This window comes from Collinsella aerofaciens (assembly GCF_039752775.1).
Lineage (GTDB): Bacteria > Actinomycetota > Coriobacteriia > Coriobacteriales > Coriobacteriaceae > Collinsella > Collinsella aerofaciens_R.
On sequence record NZ_JBDMGT010000043.1, the window covers coordinates 1 to 15703 of the forward strand.

Here is a 15703-nt window from a genome sequence, read left to right on the forward strand (position 1 = left end):
AGGACCTCGGGGGCGTTCGGCTAGCTGCGGGAACGGCCTATTCGCTTAATGTGTTCGGCTGAGATCGGAAATCAACCAACGCTTGGCCGCGCTTGGCGTTGCAGTGGGGTTTGAGGTGCCAAAAAACGGCTTCCGACCAGCGTGGTTGATCAACTCAATTGTTCAAAAGGGGTATTCATAAGTGACTTGGCAATGAATTTAAAAATCTTTGGGTGGTGCTGTGGACCACTGGTATGCATTTTGCGACCACAGCCTTGTGCCCGTTGACCTGCGGCTTGGCTCAGCTTGTCCCCGCGGCGTCGTATCTTGTCCACAAATCCGTCAAGCTCTTGGTCGGCATTTGGTTGGAATGCGCATGAAACGTGGTGCGAGCATGGGCATATGTGGAGGTCATGAGGTTGTAGCTGCATATTCTTGCGGCCTGGGAGGTTGAAAGATATTATTACCAAGTCTTTTCCTGCTTCAGGCGCACCTTCACGACCTGAAGCCACATTTGCCCAGAGGAGGTGACAATATGAAGGCTTATGAACTGCTGTTCTTTGTTGACCCGTCGCTCGACCCCGAGACTCGTCTCGCTGTTATGAAGCGTATCGATACCACGATCGCTGAGGGCGCTGGCAAGGTCGACTCCGTTGACGAGTGGGGCAAGCGCAAGCTCGCCTACGAGATCAACGACCTCACCGATGGTGACTACACCCTCATCAACTTCCACGCAGATCCTACCCAGATCGCCGAGCTTGATCGCGTCCTGCGCATCACCGACGCTGTGGTCCGCCACATGATCGTCCGTCGCGACGACCAGGAGTAAGACTGTCGTTTTGGACTGGGCTTGTGCCCCAAGAGGAAGTAGTGAGTTATGAGCATCAATCGAGTGAACATCACCGGTAATCTCACCCGCGATCCCGAGCTGCGCGCCACCGCTGGCGGAACCCAGGTTCTGTCCTTTGGCGTCGCCGTGAACGATCGTCGCCGCAACGCGCAGACTGGCGAGTGGGAGGACTATCCCAACTTTGTCGACTGCACTATGTTCGGCACCCGCGCCGAGGCCGTGAGCCGTTTCCTGGCAAAGGGAAACAAGGTCGCGATCGAGGGCAAGCTGCGCTACAGCTCTTGGGAGCGCGACGGCCAGCGCAGGAGCAAGCTTGAGGTCATCGTCGATGAGATCGAGTTTATGAGCTCCCGTGGTGGCCAGGGTGGCTACGATCAGGGCGGTTACGCCCCCGCAGCTCCCGCGCCCGCAGCACGTCCTGCCGCACCGGTGGCTACGCCGCCCGCGGTCGACGTCTACGATGAGGACATCCCGTTCTAAGGGTTGTTCACCTATTTTTGAGTGAGAGGCGGCTTCGGTTCGCCGAAGTTGCCAAATGAAAGGTATTTTGACATGGCTAATGATTTTTCTGCACGTCAGCCGCGTCGTAAGTACTGCCAGTTCTGCAAGGAGAACACTGAGTTCATCGACTATAAGGACACTCAGCTTCTCCGTAAGTACATGACCGACCGTGGCAAGATCAAGCCCCGTCGCGTCACTGGCGCTTGCACGCAGCATCAGCATGACATCGCCAACGCCATCAAGCGCGCCCGCGAGATGGCTCTCCTGCCGTACACCGTCCCCGTGGTTTCCTCTCGTGGCAACCGCGACCGCGGCTAAGAAGGGAGACGCATCATGAAGGTTATTCTTCTCGATGAGATCAAGGGCAAGGGCGGCGAGGGTGACGTCGTAGAGGTCGCTCAGGGTTACGCTGAGAACTTCCTGTTCCCCAAGAAGCTCGCTGTTGCCGCCACCAAGGGCAACCTCAAGCAGCTTGACGAGCGTCGCAACAACATCGCCAAGCGCGAGGCCGTCCGTCTGGCTACCGCCAACGAGACCAAGGCTGCCTTCGAGGGCAAGACGGTCACCGTTGACGTCAAGGTCGGCGACGAGGGCATCCTCTTTGGCTCCGTTACCGCCGCTATGATCGCTGACGCCATCAAGGCTCAGCTCGGTATGGACATCGACCGCAAGCGCGTCGAGCTCGGTAAGCCCATCAAGGTTGCCGGTGCCCACACCGTTGCCATCTCGCTGTACCGCGAGATCAAGGCCGAGGTTGTCGTTCTCGTCGGCGTTACCGCCGAGGAGCTCGCTGCCGAGGCTGAGGTCGAGGAGGCCGCTGAGGCCGCCGAGGCCGAGACCGCCGAGGTCGAGACTGAGGCTGCTGCCGAGTAGCATTTGCTGCAACGCAACAATCTTGTTCTAAGAAGGGCGCTCTGGGAAACCAGGGCGCCCTTTTGTTTTTTGCGCTGAGTGAGTGTCATGGTGAACGTTGCGTCGAAGTCCTATATACAGGACCGTTCATCCGTTTGGTTCGGTGATGATTGGCGGCGCGCGGCGCGTTTTGGGACCGTGGCTGATACTATGGATGCTCGCAAGCGATATGAATGAGGATGCTCATGGCATATGACGATAGGGAGACCGGGCTGACGGTTGAGGACCGCGGCTCCAAGTTGGGTCTTCCCCAAAACCAAGATGCAGAGGCCAATGTACTGGCCGCTATGCTGCTATCGCCCGAGGTGGTCGAAGAGGCCCAGGTCGAGCTGCAGCCCGATGACTTCTACCGGCCCATTCATAAGACCATCTATACCGCGATGGTCGATATGTACAACAGCCGCATTCCCATCGACTCCATCTCGCTGATCGATTACCTGCGAAGCATCAACAAGCTTGATGCCGTGGGCGGCGAGGCCTACATTTTGGAGTTGATGGGTCAGACCCTGTCGCTCGTCAACTGGCAGCACCATGCCGCTATCGTTCGCCGCGATTCGATGCTGCGTGAGCTGATCGGCGCCACCAACGAGATCAACGCGCTGGCCTATAACGCTCCCACCGATACCAAAGAGGTCGTGGAGCTGGCCGAGAGCAAGTTGCTCAAGGTCACGGCGCGCGAGGTCAAGTCGAGCTACAAGACGCTGACCGAGTTTATGGTCGAGGCCTATAACGAGGCCGAGGAAGTGTGCCAGGCAGGCGGCCAGGCTGCGGGCGTGCCCACGGGCTTCCCGTCGCTCGACCGCATGCTCATGGGTTTTCGCGAGGGCCAGCTCATCATCATCGGCGCCCGCCCTGCTGTGGGTAAGACGTCGTTCGCCCTGAATCTGGCGCTCAACGCTGCCGCTGCCGGTTATACCGTCGGCTTCTTCTCGCTGGAGATGTCGGGCAAGGAAATTGCCCAGCGTCTGATTTGCGCCTACGCCATGATCTCGATCAGTGACTTCCGCATGGGCCGCATTAGCCCCGAGCAGTGGGCAAATATCAACGAGGCCACGCAGACCTTGTCCAAGCTCGATATTCTGATTGACGATACGCCCGGCACCACAGTGACCGAGATTCGCGCCAAGAGCCGCCGCATGCTCCACAACAAGGAGAAAGCTATCATCATCCTGGACTACCTGCAGCTGGTGAGTCCTCCGCCGGGACGCCGCTCCGAGAGCCGTACCGTCGAGGTCTCCGAGATGTCGCGTGGTCTGAAGATCATGGCCAAGGAGCTCAAGATCCCGCTCATCGCGCTGTCGCAGCTCTCGCGTCAGGTCGAATCCCGTACCGGCAAGCGCCCGCAGCTTTCCGACCTTCGTGAATCGGGCTCCATCGAGCAGGACGCCGATATCGTTATGTTCTTGGACCGATCCGCCGACGAGGCCGAAGCCTCGCGCGACGATCGACCCGACGAGGGCGTTACGCGTATTGTCGTGGCCAAGAACCGTTCGGGCCCGATCGGCGACGTCGACCTGATGTTCCTGCCGGCATCCACCAAGTTCTATGAGCTTGATGGGGCACATGCCGAGGAGTAGGACAGGCGCCCGTTGCACGGGTATACTGGGAATGTTTTGTGCTTCTGCGTGCCGGCGTGGCGCGTAGACAGTCCATGAATGTAAGGAGTAAACATGCCGTCAACCGTTTTGGTCGGTGCCCAGTGGGGCGATGAGGGCAAGGGTAAGATCTGCGACCTGGTCGCCGGCGACTTCGATGCCGTCGTGCGCTACTCGGGAGGCAACAACGCCGGCCACACCATCGTCGTCAACGGCAAGAAGTACGGCCTGCACCAGGTGCCCTCCGGCATCATGTATTCCGACCACGTGTCGGTGATCGGTAACGGCTGCGTCGTCAATCCCAAGGTTGTCCTTGAGGAGATCGACATGTTCGAGGCCGACGGCATCACCACCAAGAACCTCAAGATTAGCGGCAACGCGCATGTCATCATGCCGTACCACATCGATCTGGATGGCGCCTTTGAGCAGAAGCTCGGCAAGAAGAACATCGGTACCACCAAGCGCGGTATCGGTCCGTGCTATCAGGACAAGATGGCCCGCATTGGTCTGCGCATGCAGGACATGCTGGACGAGACGCTGTTCCGCGACAAGCTGGAGACCGCTCTCGCCCGCGTGAACCCCGAGCTCGAGCTCATCTACAACCTGCCCACCTACACCGTGGACCAGATTTGCGACGAGTACCTGCCGATGGCCGAGCGCCTGCGCCCCTACATCACCGAGACGAGCCTGCTGCTCAACAACATGATCGATGAGGGCAAGGACCTGCTGTTTGAGGGCGCCCAGGCGACGCTGCTCGACATCGACCACGGCACCTATCCGTACGTGACGTCTTCCAACTGCACCGCCGGCGGCGCCATTACCGGTTCTGGCGTCGGCATGAAGAACGTCGACCGCGTGCTGGGCGTCATGAAGGCCTACATCACCCGCGTCGGTTCGGGCCCCATGCCCACCGAGCTTTCCTATGAGTCCGAGGCCGGCCACACGCTGACCGAGGAGGGCTATGAGTACGGCGTGACCACCGGTCGCCGTCGTCGCTGCGGCTGGTTCGACGGCCCTATCGCCAACTATGCCTCGCGCGTCAACGGCCTCACCGACATCGCCGTGACCAAGCTCGACGTGCTTTCGGCCTTCGACACCATCAAGGTGTGCGTGGCCTACGACGTCGACGGCGAGCGTTACACCAGCGTGCCCGAGCATCAGGTTCGTTTTGAGCGCGCCAAGCCCATCTACGAGGAGCTCCCGGGCTGGAAGTGCGACATCACCGGTTGCCGCAGCTTTGAGGAGCTGCCGCAGGAGGCTCAGGACTACGTGGCGTTTATCGAGGATCTGGCACACACCCGCGTGACGTTTATTGGCGTCGGCGCTGGTCGCGAGCAGATCATCAACCGATTCTGGAAGTAATCGGCACTATTCGGTTATTGCGATATACCCCTTTGCAGCCCGGACGGGCGGCCGAGGGGTATATTTGCTTGCAAAGGGCTCGCGCGGAGCGGGCCGTTCATCCATAGAGGAGGCACCCTTGAAGGCGGACACTCAAACCATCGACATCCTGTTGTTGGGCAGCGGCGGCCGCGAGCATGCTCTGGCAGCAAAGCTCGCAGCATCACCGCGCGCCGGCAAGCTCTACATCGCGCCGGGTAACGGCGGCACCGCGAGCTGCGGCGAGAACGTTGTTCTCGACGATTGCGATCCTGCGGCCGTGGCGGCGTTTGCCCAGAGCCGCGGATGCGGACTCGTGGTAATTGGCCCCGAGGCTCCGCTCGTGGCGGGCGTGGCCGACGCCGTGCGCGCGGCGGGTATTCCCTGCTTTGGCCCGGGTGCCGAGGGCGCCCAGATGGAGGGTTCCAAGCTATTCTCCAAGCAGCTCATGGAGCGTGCCGGTATCCCTACGGCGGCCTACGGCTCATTTACTGACGAGGCTTCGGCTCTCGCCTATGTGCGCGAGCAGGGTGCCCCGCTGGTCGTGAAGGCTGACGGCCTGGCCGCAGGCAAGGGCGTTATCGTGGCGACTGAGCTTGCGCAGGCCGAGGAGGCCGTGCGCGAGTGCTTTGGCGGCACCTTTGGCGATGCCGGCAACACCGTTGTCATTGAGGAAATGCTGACCGGCCCCGAGTGCTCGCTGCTGGCCTTTACCGACGGCAAGACCGTGCGCCCCATGGCCACCTCGCAGGATCACAAGCGTGCACTCGAGGGCGACAAGGGCCCCAACACCGGTGGCATGGGCGTCTACAGCCCGGTGCCCATCGTGACCGACGAGGAGCACGCCACCATGGTGAAGGTCATGGAGCAGACCGTGGCCGAGCTCGCCGCCGAGGGCATCGACTACCGCGGCTGCCTGTACGGCGGCTTTATGCTTACCCCCGCCGGCCCCAAGGTGCTGGAGTTCAACGCCCGCTTTGGCGACCCTGAGACGCAGGTCGTGCTGCCGCGCCTCAAGAACGACCTGGTCGAGGTTATGCTCGCCTGCGCCAACTGTGAGCTTGATCAGATTGAGCTCGATTGGCGCGACGAGTGGGCCGTGGCTGTTGTCCTGACGAGCGCGGGCTACCCCGGCAGCTACGAGAAGGGCAAAGTCATCACCGGTATCGCCGACGCCGAGGCCATGGAGAACGTGACCGTGTATCATGCCGGCACCGCCGTGGTGGATGGCCAGCTTGTGACCAACGGCGGCCGTGTGCTTGCCGTGACCGCGCTGGGCGACACGTTCGAGAACGCCCGCAACCTTGCCTACGAGGCCTGCGAGAAGATTGATTTTGAGGGCAAGACTCTGCGTCATGACATCGGTCTGCGCGCGCTGCGTGGCCGTGACGCCTGGGATGCCTAAAGTCCGAGAGGGATGAGACGGATGGACGAGAAGAACGAAGAGCTCGTGGATGCGCAGATCGTCGAGGAAGATAGCCGCATATATGGGCACGCCGAGGGCGAGCCTGGTGGCGAGGTCGCTGACGAGCCGGCGCTGGTGCTGGGCGACGACGACCCGCACGATGCCGAGCTGCACGAGAAGATTCTTTCGGAGGAGTGCGCCTGGAAGGGCAAGATCCTCGACGTCCACCGTCTTGAGGTTGAGCTGCCCAACGGTCACCGCAGCGCTCGCGATATCGTTCGCCATCCGGGTGCGGCGGCCGTTGTGGCACTGACCGAGAGCGGCAAGATTGTACTGGTGCGTCAGTACCGCACCGCCATCGACCGCGTGACGGTCGAGATTCCCGCCGGCAAGCTCGATCCAGGCGAGGACCCGCTCGATTGCGCCAAGCGCGAGCTACATGAGGAGACGGGCTTTAGGGCCGGTCGCATTCGCTTTTTGACGTCGATTGTCACGTCCTGCGGTTTTTGCGATGAGATCATCCACATCTACTTGGCTACCAAGCTCGAGTTTGATGCGCCCGACCCCGACGATGACGAGTTTGTCAACGTCGACCTGGTGCCACTGCATGAGCTGATCGACGCCGTACTCGACGGCAAGATCGAAGACGCCAAGACCGTTGTGGGTGCCTTGGCTTGCGACAGCATTGCTCATCGTTTGGGTGGAGCGGAACTTTAACGAGCGGGGATGATCCCGCAGGTTTGTGTAAGTCAGCGAAAGTGCTCCATTTGAGACAAGGTGGCCTAAAAGAGAAGGGAAGCGTATGGATATACGCGACCGACGATTGAAGGCCAGATTGTCCAAATGGAGCACCTGCAGCGTCGAGACGAAACGCGGTTTGGTAAAACCGCGTAAGGTGACTATGTTTAAGAGGTTTCTTTCGTATTACAAGCCCCAGATGGGGCTTTTTGTTGCCGATACTGTTTGTGCCCTGGTGCTTGCCGCCATTGACCTGGCGTTTCCTATCATTCTGCGCAATCTGACCGGCGGGCTCTTTACCCAGGGTCAGGCTGCTATTATGCAGGCACTCGGCATGATCGCGGTTGGCCTGGTACTGATGTATGCCATCCGTTGCGCCTGTCGCTACTTTGTGAGTTACTGGGGCCACGTGATGGGCGCGCGCATGGAGTCCAAGATGCGCGAGGACCTGTTCGATCAGTACGAGCGCTTTGGCTTTGCGTACTTCGATCGCAACAGCTCGGGTGACATGATGAGCCGCGTGGTCAACGACCTGTTCGATATCTGCGAGGCGGCACACCACGTGCCCGAGTGGATTATCATCTGCGGCATCGAGATCGTCGGCTCGTTTGTGATCCTCTTTGCTATTGCCCCGGTGCTGGCGCTTGCTATGGCCGTGGTGACGGCGGTGTTTGCGGTCATCATGTTTTGGCAGAACATGCGCATGCGCGAGGTCTTCAGCGACAACCGCAAAAAGATCAGCGGTATTAATGCTCAGCTGCAGGATTCGCTGGCAGGCATGCGCGTGGTCAAGAGTTTTGCGAACGAGGAGGCTGAGCGCTCCAAGTTCCGCGCCTCTAATGACCGCTATCTTTCGTCCAAGGAGAATATGTATCACGCCATGGGCGTCTACACTGCGACGTATGGCCTGCTCTCGGGCGTGTTGTACGTGATCGTGGTACTGCTGGGTGGTTGGCTGGTCGCCCAGGGACAGCTGCAGGCGGTCGATATGGCGACCTTCGCGCTCTATATTTCGCTGTTCTGCACGCCGCTCGAGACGCTCGTCAATTCGGCCGAAACGTATCAGAAGGCCATCGCCGGCTTTAAACGCATGGACGAGGTGCTTTCGACCGCCCCGGATATCCAGGATAAGCCGGATGCCGCGGACCTGCAGGTGACGGCTGGCGCGGTTGAATATCGCGATGTGTGCTTCAGCTACGAGGATGTTGAGCTGGGCAGCAGCGAAGAAGCTCGTCCCGTGATCGACCATATGAATCTGTCCATCAAGCCCGGCCAGACCATTGCCCTGGTTGGCCCCTCGGGCGGTGGCAAGTCCACAACGTGTTCGCTGCTGCCGCGCTTTTACGACGTGGCGGACGGATCCATCAGCATCGACGGCCAGGACGTGCGCGACGTGACGCAACAGAGTCTGCGCCGCGCCATTGGCCTGGTGCAGCAGGATGTCTATCTGTTTGACGGTACGATTGGCGAGAACATCGCCTACGGCAAGCCAGGCGCCACGGCGGAAGAGGTTGCCGAGGCCGCCCGCCGCGCCAATATCGATGCCTTCATTGAGTCGCTGCCGCAGGGCTACGACACGGTCGTGGGCGAGCGCGGCAGCCGTCTTTCGGGCGGCCAGAAGCAGCGCGTAGCCATTGCGCGCGTGTTTCTCAAGAACCCCAAGATCCTGATCCTGGACGAGGCGACGAGCGCCTTGGATAACGAGAGCGAGGAGGCGGTGCAGGAGTCGCTCGAGCGCCTGGCGCGCGGCCGCACCACGATCATCATCGCCCACCGTCTCTCGACCATTAAACATGCCGACGAGATTGCGACCGTCGAGCATGGTCGCGTTGTGGAACGTGGTACGCACGAGCAGCTTCTCGCCCGTGGCGGCACCTATGCCCGTTACTATCGAATGCAGTTCGAAGGTGCGCGTGCGCACGAGCTCGACTGATTGATATGACAGGAAGTATATGGCTGAGAAGAACCCTTTGACTCCGGAAGAAGTGACGGAGTTATTCTCCGAGATCGACGCATCCGGCGTTTTGGATCCGACGCTTGCCAAAAAGCGCACCGAGCGCATGCGCGAAAAAGAGGCTGCGGCCAAGCGCGGCGACAAGGCGGCGCTGGCGCAGCTTCGCAGCGAAGATCGCGCAAGCCAGACAAAGCAGATCGACCCGCTGTCCGAGGACGACCCTTCGGGCTCGCAGGTGAGCCATACCATTACGAAGACCGCCATGGCCGTAGTTATCGGCATTCTGGTGTTAATCGTGGGCATGCAGATCGGCTACGGCGTGATGCGCCGCCTGAACACTGCCAACCTGTCCGAGAGTGTTTCGGTGGATACCGTTTCCACGGCACTGAAGGGCGGCCTTGAGTGGGGTAACGGCTTTACGCAGTTCCCGCTCGACTTTAGCGTCGACGAGGCGGACGAGCGCACGGGTGCGGTCGAGGTGACGGTGCTGGACACGTCGTCTGCCAACGAGCTCGAGCTGCTGTCCAACGGGCAGATTCAGGCCGCGGCGCTTGCGACCAACGCGTTGCTCAACGATAAGATCGACCGCGTGGTGTACAACGTGCACGCCTATATCGATGAGGACAGCAATATCCAGCATGATTCCTTCTTTGGCATGTTTCCCGCGCGGGGTCATCAGAGTGCCATTTTGACATTTGTGTGGACCAAGAGCTCTTCGACCGCCACGAACATCGACTGGAAGATGCATATCGTGAGCATGGACGACACGATTGCCGAGCGCATTCAAAAGCAGGTGAACTCGGTGTCGTCACTGATTGAGGACCCGTCGGTGAGCCAGACCAAGATTGACGAGGAAAAGGCCGAACGTGATCTGGAGCATCGTCTGCATGGCCGCGAGATCTTCCGCGGTGGCAAGCCCGATCGCACGCCGTCCGATCTGCTGGAGCAGGATAAATAAGACGCCATCATCCCGCGTGAGCCAAGTGCCCGCGCGGGATGATTTTTAATCCCCGTCCTAGAAAAATCATTATGCATAGAAAGTCATAATTATCATTTCGTAAACATTTCGATGAAATTAACGCCATGGCGCATACTTGCGGTTAAAATACCGCAAGGCCTAACTACCAACCTTTAAGCCGGTCCGGAGAGACCGGGAAGGAGAATTATGGCGAACAACCATACTGCGGGCACTGCTGCCCGCACCTTCGCGCCCAGCGAGCTTTGCCAGCGCATGCTGTCCAAAACCAGCAAGGGCACCTGCGGTCCCTGCATCCTGTACCTTGAGGATGGGACCATTTTTTATGGACGTGCATGCGGCGCCGAGGGCACCGCGACCGGCGAAGTCTGCTTCAACACCTCGCTCGAGGGCTATTTTGAGGTCATGACCGACCCGAGCTATGCCGGCCAAATCGTAACCATGACCTATCCGCAGATCGGCAACTACGGCATCGACGAGACCGATGTCCAGTCGGCCTTCCCTGGTGACGCCGTGCGCCCTGCGAGCGCTCCGGCCATGCGCGGCATGATTGTCCGCGACATGTGCGCCACGCCTTCTAACTGGCGCTCGGCCGTCAGCGTGCCGGAGTATCTGCGCGCTCACGGCATCGTCGCCATCGAGGGTGTCGATACCCGCGCCCTGGTGCGCCACCTGCGCGACAACGGTTCCAAGATGGGCATTATCTCGACCGAGATCTTTGACGTCGCCGAACTTGCCGAGCGTCTGGCCGCAGCCCCCACGCTGGTGGGCGAGAACCTGGTCAAGACCGTGAGCTGCCCCGAGCCTCATGAGTTTGCAGCTGCCGATCTGCCCGCCACGCATGACTTTGCGCTCGCGGAAGCCGCCCCTGCCCGCCACAAGGTGGTTGCCTACGACTGCGGCGTGAAGCGCGGCATTCTGGAGGGCCTGGTCCGCGCCGGCTGCGATCTCACCGTCGTGCCGTGGGATACGCCCGCGAGTGAGGTGCTCGACATGAATCCCGATGGCGTCTTTTTATCCAACGGCCCCGGCGACCCCGATGCCGTGGTGGAGACCTACGAGCAGGTGCAGCAGCTGATCGGCAAGGTGCCGGTCTTTGGCATTTGCCTTGGTCACCAGATGATCAGCTTGGCGTGCGGCGCCCAAATGGAAAAGCTTAAATTCGGTCACCGTGGCGGTAACCAGCCGGTTATGAACCTGGTGAGCCGTCGCGTGGAGATTACCGCGCAAAACCACGGCTTTGGCCTGCTGTTCCCCAGCCTGGGCAAACTGATCCCGGAGCTTTCCGGCGGCGAGACCGAGCATGCGGCCGATGGCGACCTGCGCGTCTGGGTGCGTCGCGGCATCGCGCCGGTCGTGATGAACGAGCGCTTCGGCCGCATTCGCCTGACGCACGTGAACCTCAACGACGGCACCGCCGAGGGCATCCAGCTGCTCGACGTCCCGTGCTTCTCGGTCCAGTACCACCCCGAGGCTTCGCCCGGCCCCACCGATGCCCACTATCTCTTCACCGCCTTTACGCGACTCATGGACGGCGAGGAGAACTACCTGGACATCGACACCGCGAAGGACCGCCTTGCCGGCTGGAATTTCGCCGAGACCGCCGCGACCGAGACCGAGGAGAACTAACATGCCTAAACGTACTGACATCAAGCGCATCCTCGTCATTGGTTCGGGCCCCATCGTTATTGGCCAGGCCTGTGAGTTCGACTACTCCGGCGCCCAGGCCTGCAAGGTGCTCAAGGAGGATGGCTTTGAGGTCATCCTGGTCAACTCCAACCCGGCGACTATCATGACCGACCCGGGTCTTGCCGACCGCACCTATGTTGAGCCCATCACCGCCGAGTTTATCGAGCGTGTGATCAAGAAGGAGCGCCCGGACGCGCTGCTGCCCACGCTGGGCGGCCAGACCGGTCTGAACGCTGCCGTCGAGCTGGCAAAGGACGGCACGCTCGACAAGTATGGCGTCGAGATGATCGGCTGCGACCTGGCCGCTATCGAGCGCGGCGAGGACCGCAAGCTCTTTAACGAGGCCATGGCCGAGATTGGCCTGGAGGTCGCGCGCTCGGGCTATGCCTATAGCGTGGCCGACGCCGAGGCCATCGCCGAGCGCGTGGGCTATCCCTGCGTGCTGCGTCCGAGCTTTACCTTGGGCGGTGCCGGTGGCGGCATCGCGCATACCCACGAGGAGCTCGTCTCCATCGTGAGCCAGGGCTTGGAGCTCTCGCCCGCCCACGAGGTGCTGGTCGAGGAGTCCATCGAGGGCTGGAAAGAGTATGAGATGGAGGTCATGCGTGACCACGCCGGCAACGGCATCATCGTGTGCTCCATCGAGAATCTCGACCCCATGGGCGTGCACACCGGCGACTCCATCACCGTGGCGCCGGCGCAGACGCTCTCCGACCTTGAGTATCAGCGTATGCGCGTGGCCTCGCTCGCCATTCTGGAGAAGATCGGCGTCGAGACCGGTGGCTCCAACGTGCAGTTTGCCGTGAACCCCAACACCGGTCGCTTGATCGTCATCGAGATGAACCCGCGCGTGAGCCGTTCGTCCGCGCTGGCCTCCAAGGCCACGGGTTTCCCCATCGCCAAGGCTGCCGCGCGTCTGGCTGTGGGCTATACGCTCGATGAGATCGTCAACGACATCACCAAGGCCACGCCTGCCTGCTTTGAGCCCACGATCGACTACTGCGTCGTTAAGGTGCCGCGCTTTGCCTTCGAGAAGTTCAAGGGTACCGACCCCACGCTCACCACGCGCATGAAGGCCGTGGGCGAGATCATGGCGATTGGCCGCACCTTTGAGGAGGCCTTCGGCAAAGCCATGCGCTCGCTGGAGGACGGTCACCAGGGTATCTGCGCCGGTGGCAAGGAGGGTGCCGATAAGCTGAGCGACGATGAGCTCGCTCAGGCCGTGGCCACGCCGACCGAGCACCGCATCTTCTTTGTGGTCGAGGCCCTGCGCCGTGGCTGGGACATCGCTCGCATCCATGCCACCTGCGGCATCGACCCGTGGTACCTCAACCGTATCAACGACATGGTGCAGGTCCAGGAGAGCATCCGCGGCCTGCGTGTGGAGGATATCGACGCCGACGCGATGCGCTTGCTCAAGCAGTACGGCACGAGTGACGCCGAGATTGCCGCGCTGACCGGCTCGGATGAGCGCTTTGTGCGCGCCTATCGCAAGGGTCTGGGCGTGGTTCCCAGCATGAAGACGGTCGATACCTGCGCCGCGGAGTTCTCGAGCGCCACGGAGTACCACTACAAGACGTACGAGAACATCTACCGAACGAGCCCGGATGCCAAGAAGTGCGTGGCTCCCGACGAGACCACGCCGGCGGACAAGCCCAAGGCGATGATCCTGGGCGCCGGCCCCAACCGCATTGGCCAGGGTATCGAGTTCGATTACTGCTGCGTGCACGCGAGCTACGCGCTGGCGGCCCGCGGCTTCGAGGCCATCATGGTCAACTGCAATCCCGAGACCGTCTCGACTGACTACGACACCTCTGACCGCTTGTACTTTGAGCCGCTCACCTACGAGGACGTCATGGATGTCATCGATGTTGAGCGTCCCGACGGCGTTGTGGTGACGCTCGGCGGCCAGACTCCGCTTAAGCTGGCGCGCATGCTCGAGGAGAGCGGCGTGAACATTATGGGCACCAAGCCCGACGCCATCGACTTTGCCGAGGACCGCGAGCGCTTCGCCGCTCTGCTCGACAAGCTGGGCATCATGTATCCGCCGGCGGGCCAAGCCACCTCGTTTGAGGAGGCCGAGGCCGTGGCCGCGCACATCGGCTACCCGCTGCTGGTGCGTCCGAGCTACGTGCTGGGCGGCCGCGGCATGATGATCGCCTACGATGCCGAGCATCTGCGCGATTACATGGCCGAGGCTGCGCGCATTAGCCCCGACTACCCGGTGTACCTGGACCGCTTCCTGGAGGGTGCGATCGAGTCCGACGTCGACGCCCTGTGCGACGGCGAGGAGGTCTACATCGGCGGCATTCTGGAGCATATCGAGGAGGCCGGTATTCACTCCGGCGACTCTGCGACCTGCATCCCGCCGTTCAGCTTTAGCGAGAGCCTGCAGGCAAAGCTCCGCGAGACCACGCGCCGCATCGCGATGGCGCTGGGCGTACGCGGCCTGGTCAACGTGCAGTATGCCATCAAGGGCGAGACCGTCTACGTGATCGAGGCCAACCCGCGTGCCAGCCGTACCGTGCCGTTTATCTCCAAGGCCACCGGCGTGCCGCTGGCCAAGTGTGCGGCGCGTATCATGGCAGGCGATTCCATCGCGAGCCTGGGCCTGCCGAGCGACGAGCGTCAGCTGGACTGGTTCTGCATGAAGGAAGCCGTTATGCCCTGGGGCCGTTTCCCCGGTGCCGACGTTATTCTGGGACCCGAGATGAAGTCGACGGGCGAGGTCATGGGTATCGCCAAGAGCTATCCCGAGGCATACGCCAAGACGCAGCTGGCGATCGACTACAAGCTGCCCGATCCGAGCTGCGGCAAGGTGTTCATCAGCGTATGCGACCGCGACAAGCGTCATATCCTTTCGGTCGCGCGTATCCTGCGCTACCTGGGCTTTGACATCTGCTCCACCGAGGGTACGGCGCGCGTGCTGCGCGGCGGCAACGTGACGTGCGAAGTCGTGGAGAAGATCAGCGGCCCGCACGACGGCGAGCGTCCCAACATCGGCGACCTCATCGCCGATGGCAAGATTGCGGTAATCATCAACACACCGTACGGCCCGGGCTCTCGTGGCGATGGCTACCTGCTGCGTACCGAGGCCGTGCGCCGCGGCGTAACCTGCGTGACGGCGATGTCTGCCGCCAACACGTATGTGAGTGCCATCGAGGCGGTGCGCGAGGACCAGCAGGGTCACGGCAGCGCCAACGACATGGGCATGGACGTCATCGCCCTGCAGGACCTGCCGCAGCACACGGTGTAATGTGACCTGGTCGGCCGGGGCGGCAGCCGGACACTTTCTCTCGGAAACTGGGCTTCGCGAAGTTTTCCGAGAGAAAGGTCCGCCTCCCGCCCCGGCCTGCGGTGACTTGGCTTCACCGCGTGCTGCCGAAGGGGCTTTGCGCGATGACTAGGGCTGAACAGAAAATGAGTGTGGGCTCTGTCGTTCATTCGGACGACAGAGCCCACATTTTGTATGGGGCCTTCAGGTGAATTGCAATCATATGAAGGCCTTTTACCAAGGGAGAGATATGTCTTTGGACAGTTAGTTCAGATTTGTATTTCTCAAAGGGTAGCGCGCGCAGACGTGGTGTAAGAGTGTCCTGAGGTCCGTCGCTGCAAGTCCCGATGTTACTCCTTCTTGAGGCCGCGCTTCTCGACTATCTCGTCCACTATCTCCCTGGCGCGCCGCCCGAGCGCGCGGCGCCTCCCCTCTGTCGGGGCCGGCCTG

Annotated in this window: 12 protein-coding genes; all 12 read left to right on the forward strand. The window is 61.3% G+C overall.

Annotated features, from left to right (window positions below; translation table 11 throughout):
- Positions 1–514 precede the first annotated feature (514 nt).
- Entirely contained in the window at positions 515–808 is a 294-nt protein-coding gene (rpsF, locus tag ABHR63_RS09345; RefSeq protein ID WP_006235831.1) for a 30S ribosomal protein S6, read from the forward strand.
- 48 nt (positions 809–856) lie between these two features.
- Positions 857–1309, forward strand: coding sequence for a single-stranded DNA-binding protein (locus ABHR63_RS09350; protein WP_006235830.1), 453 nt, complete (start codon positions 857–859; stop codon positions 1307–1309).
- A gap of 72 nt (positions 1310–1381) precedes the next feature.
- Positions 1382–1648: a 30S ribosomal protein S18 gene (gene rpsR, locus ABHR63_RS09355; RefSeq protein ID WP_006235829.1), complete on the forward strand. Its 267-nt coding sequence runs from the start codon at positions 1382–1384 to the stop codon at positions 1646–1648.
- Between the two features lie 15 nt (positions 1649–1663).
- Positions 1664–2203 (forward strand): 50S ribosomal protein L9, encoded by a 540-nt coding sequence (gene rplI, locus ABHR63_RS09360; protein WP_346964947.1) that lies wholly within the window; start codon positions 1664–1666, stop codon positions 2201–2203.
- A 218-nt stretch (positions 2204–2421) separates the two neighbouring features.
- A complete protein-coding gene (dnaB, locus tag ABHR63_RS09365; RefSeq protein WP_006235827.1) occupies positions 2422–3819 on the forward strand; it encodes a replicative DNA helicase in 1398 nt (465 codons plus the stop codon).
- A gap of 93 nt (positions 3820–3912) precedes the next feature.
- Positions 3913–5199: an adenylosuccinate synthase gene (locus ABHR63_RS09370; RefSeq protein WP_346964948.1), complete on the forward strand. Its 1287-nt coding sequence runs from the start codon at positions 3913–3915 to the stop codon at positions 5197–5199.
- 118 nt (positions 5200–5317) lie between these two features.
- Positions 5318–6622: a phosphoribosylamine--glycine ligase gene (gene purD, locus ABHR63_RS09375; protein ID WP_346964949.1), complete on the forward strand. Its 1305-nt coding sequence runs from the start codon at positions 5318–5320 to the stop codon at positions 6620–6622.
- 21 nt (positions 6623–6643) lie between these two features.
- Positions 6644–7339, forward strand: coding sequence for an NUDIX domain-containing protein (locus ABHR63_RS09380; protein ID WP_346964950.1), 696 nt, complete (start codon positions 6644–6646; stop codon positions 7337–7339).
- A 184-nt stretch (positions 7340–7523) separates the two neighbouring features.
- Positions 7524–9293 carry an ABC transporter ATP-binding protein gene (locus ABHR63_RS09385; protein ID WP_346965986.1) on the forward strand — a complete coding sequence of 590 codons (1770 nt, stop codon included), beginning with the start codon at positions 7524–7526 and terminating at the stop codon, positions 9291–9293.
- Between the two features lie 19 nt (positions 9294–9312).
- Positions 9313–10272: a hypothetical protein gene (locus ABHR63_RS09390; protein ID WP_346964952.1), complete on the forward strand. Its 960-nt coding sequence runs from the start codon at positions 9313–9315 to the stop codon at positions 10270–10272.
- A gap of 207 nt (positions 10273–10479) precedes the next feature.
- Positions 10480–11919 carry a glutamine-hydrolyzing carbamoyl-phosphate synthase small subunit gene (gene carA, locus ABHR63_RS09395; protein ID WP_346964953.1) on the forward strand — a complete coding sequence of 480 codons (1440 nt, stop codon included), beginning with the start codon at positions 10480–10482 and terminating at the stop codon, positions 11917–11919.
- Between the two features lies 1 nt (position 11920).
- Positions 11921–15235, forward strand: a complete 3315-nt coding sequence (gene carB, locus ABHR63_RS09400) for a carbamoyl-phosphate synthase large subunit (protein ID WP_346964954.1) — start codon at positions 11921–11923, stop codon at positions 15233–15235.
- Positions 15236–15703 lie beyond the last annotated feature (468 nt).

Excerpts from the sequence above, each read along its gene's own strand:
- rpsF (WP_006235831.1), top strand. The coding sequence starts at position 515 with ATGAAGGCTTATGAACTGCTGTTCTTTGTTGACCCGTCGCTCGACCCC.
- ABHR63_RS09350 (WP_006235830.1), top strand. The coding sequence starts at position 857 with ATGAGCATCAATCGAGTGAACATCACCGGTAATCTCACCCGCGATCCC.
- rpsR (WP_006235829.1), top strand. The coding sequence starts at position 1,382 with ATGGCTAATGATTTTTCTGCACGTCAGCCGCGTCGTAAGTACTGCCAG.
- rplI (WP_346964947.1), top strand. The coding sequence starts at position 1,664 with ATGAAGGTTATTCTTCTCGATGAGATCAAGGGCAAGGGCGGCGAGGGT.
- dnaB (WP_006235827.1), top strand. The coding sequence starts at position 2,422 with ATGCTCATGGCATATGACGATAGGGAGACCGGGCTGACGGTTGAGGAC.
- ABHR63_RS09370 (WP_346964948.1), top strand. The coding sequence starts at position 3,913 with ATGCCGTCAACCGTTTTGGTCGGTGCCCAGTGGGGCGATGAGGGCAAG.
- ABHR63_RS09380 (WP_346964950.1), top strand. The coding sequence starts at position 6,644 with ATGGACGAGAAGAACGAAGAGCTCGTGGATGCGCAGATCGTCGAGGAA.
- ABHR63_RS09385 (WP_346965986.1), top strand. The coding sequence starts at position 7,524 with ATGTTTAAGAGGTTTCTTTCGTATTACAAGCCCCAGATGGGGCTTTTT.
- ABHR63_RS09390 (WP_346964952.1), top strand. The coding sequence starts at position 9,313 with ATGGCTGAGAAGAACCCTTTGACTCCGGAAGAAGTGACGGAGTTATTC.
- carA (WP_346964953.1), top strand. The coding sequence starts at position 10,480 with ATGGCGAACAACCATACTGCGGGCACTGCTGCCCGCACCTTCGCGCCC.
- carB (WP_346964954.1), top strand. The coding sequence starts at position 11,921 with ATGCCTAAACGTACTGACATCAAGCGCATCCTCGTCATTGGTTCGGGC.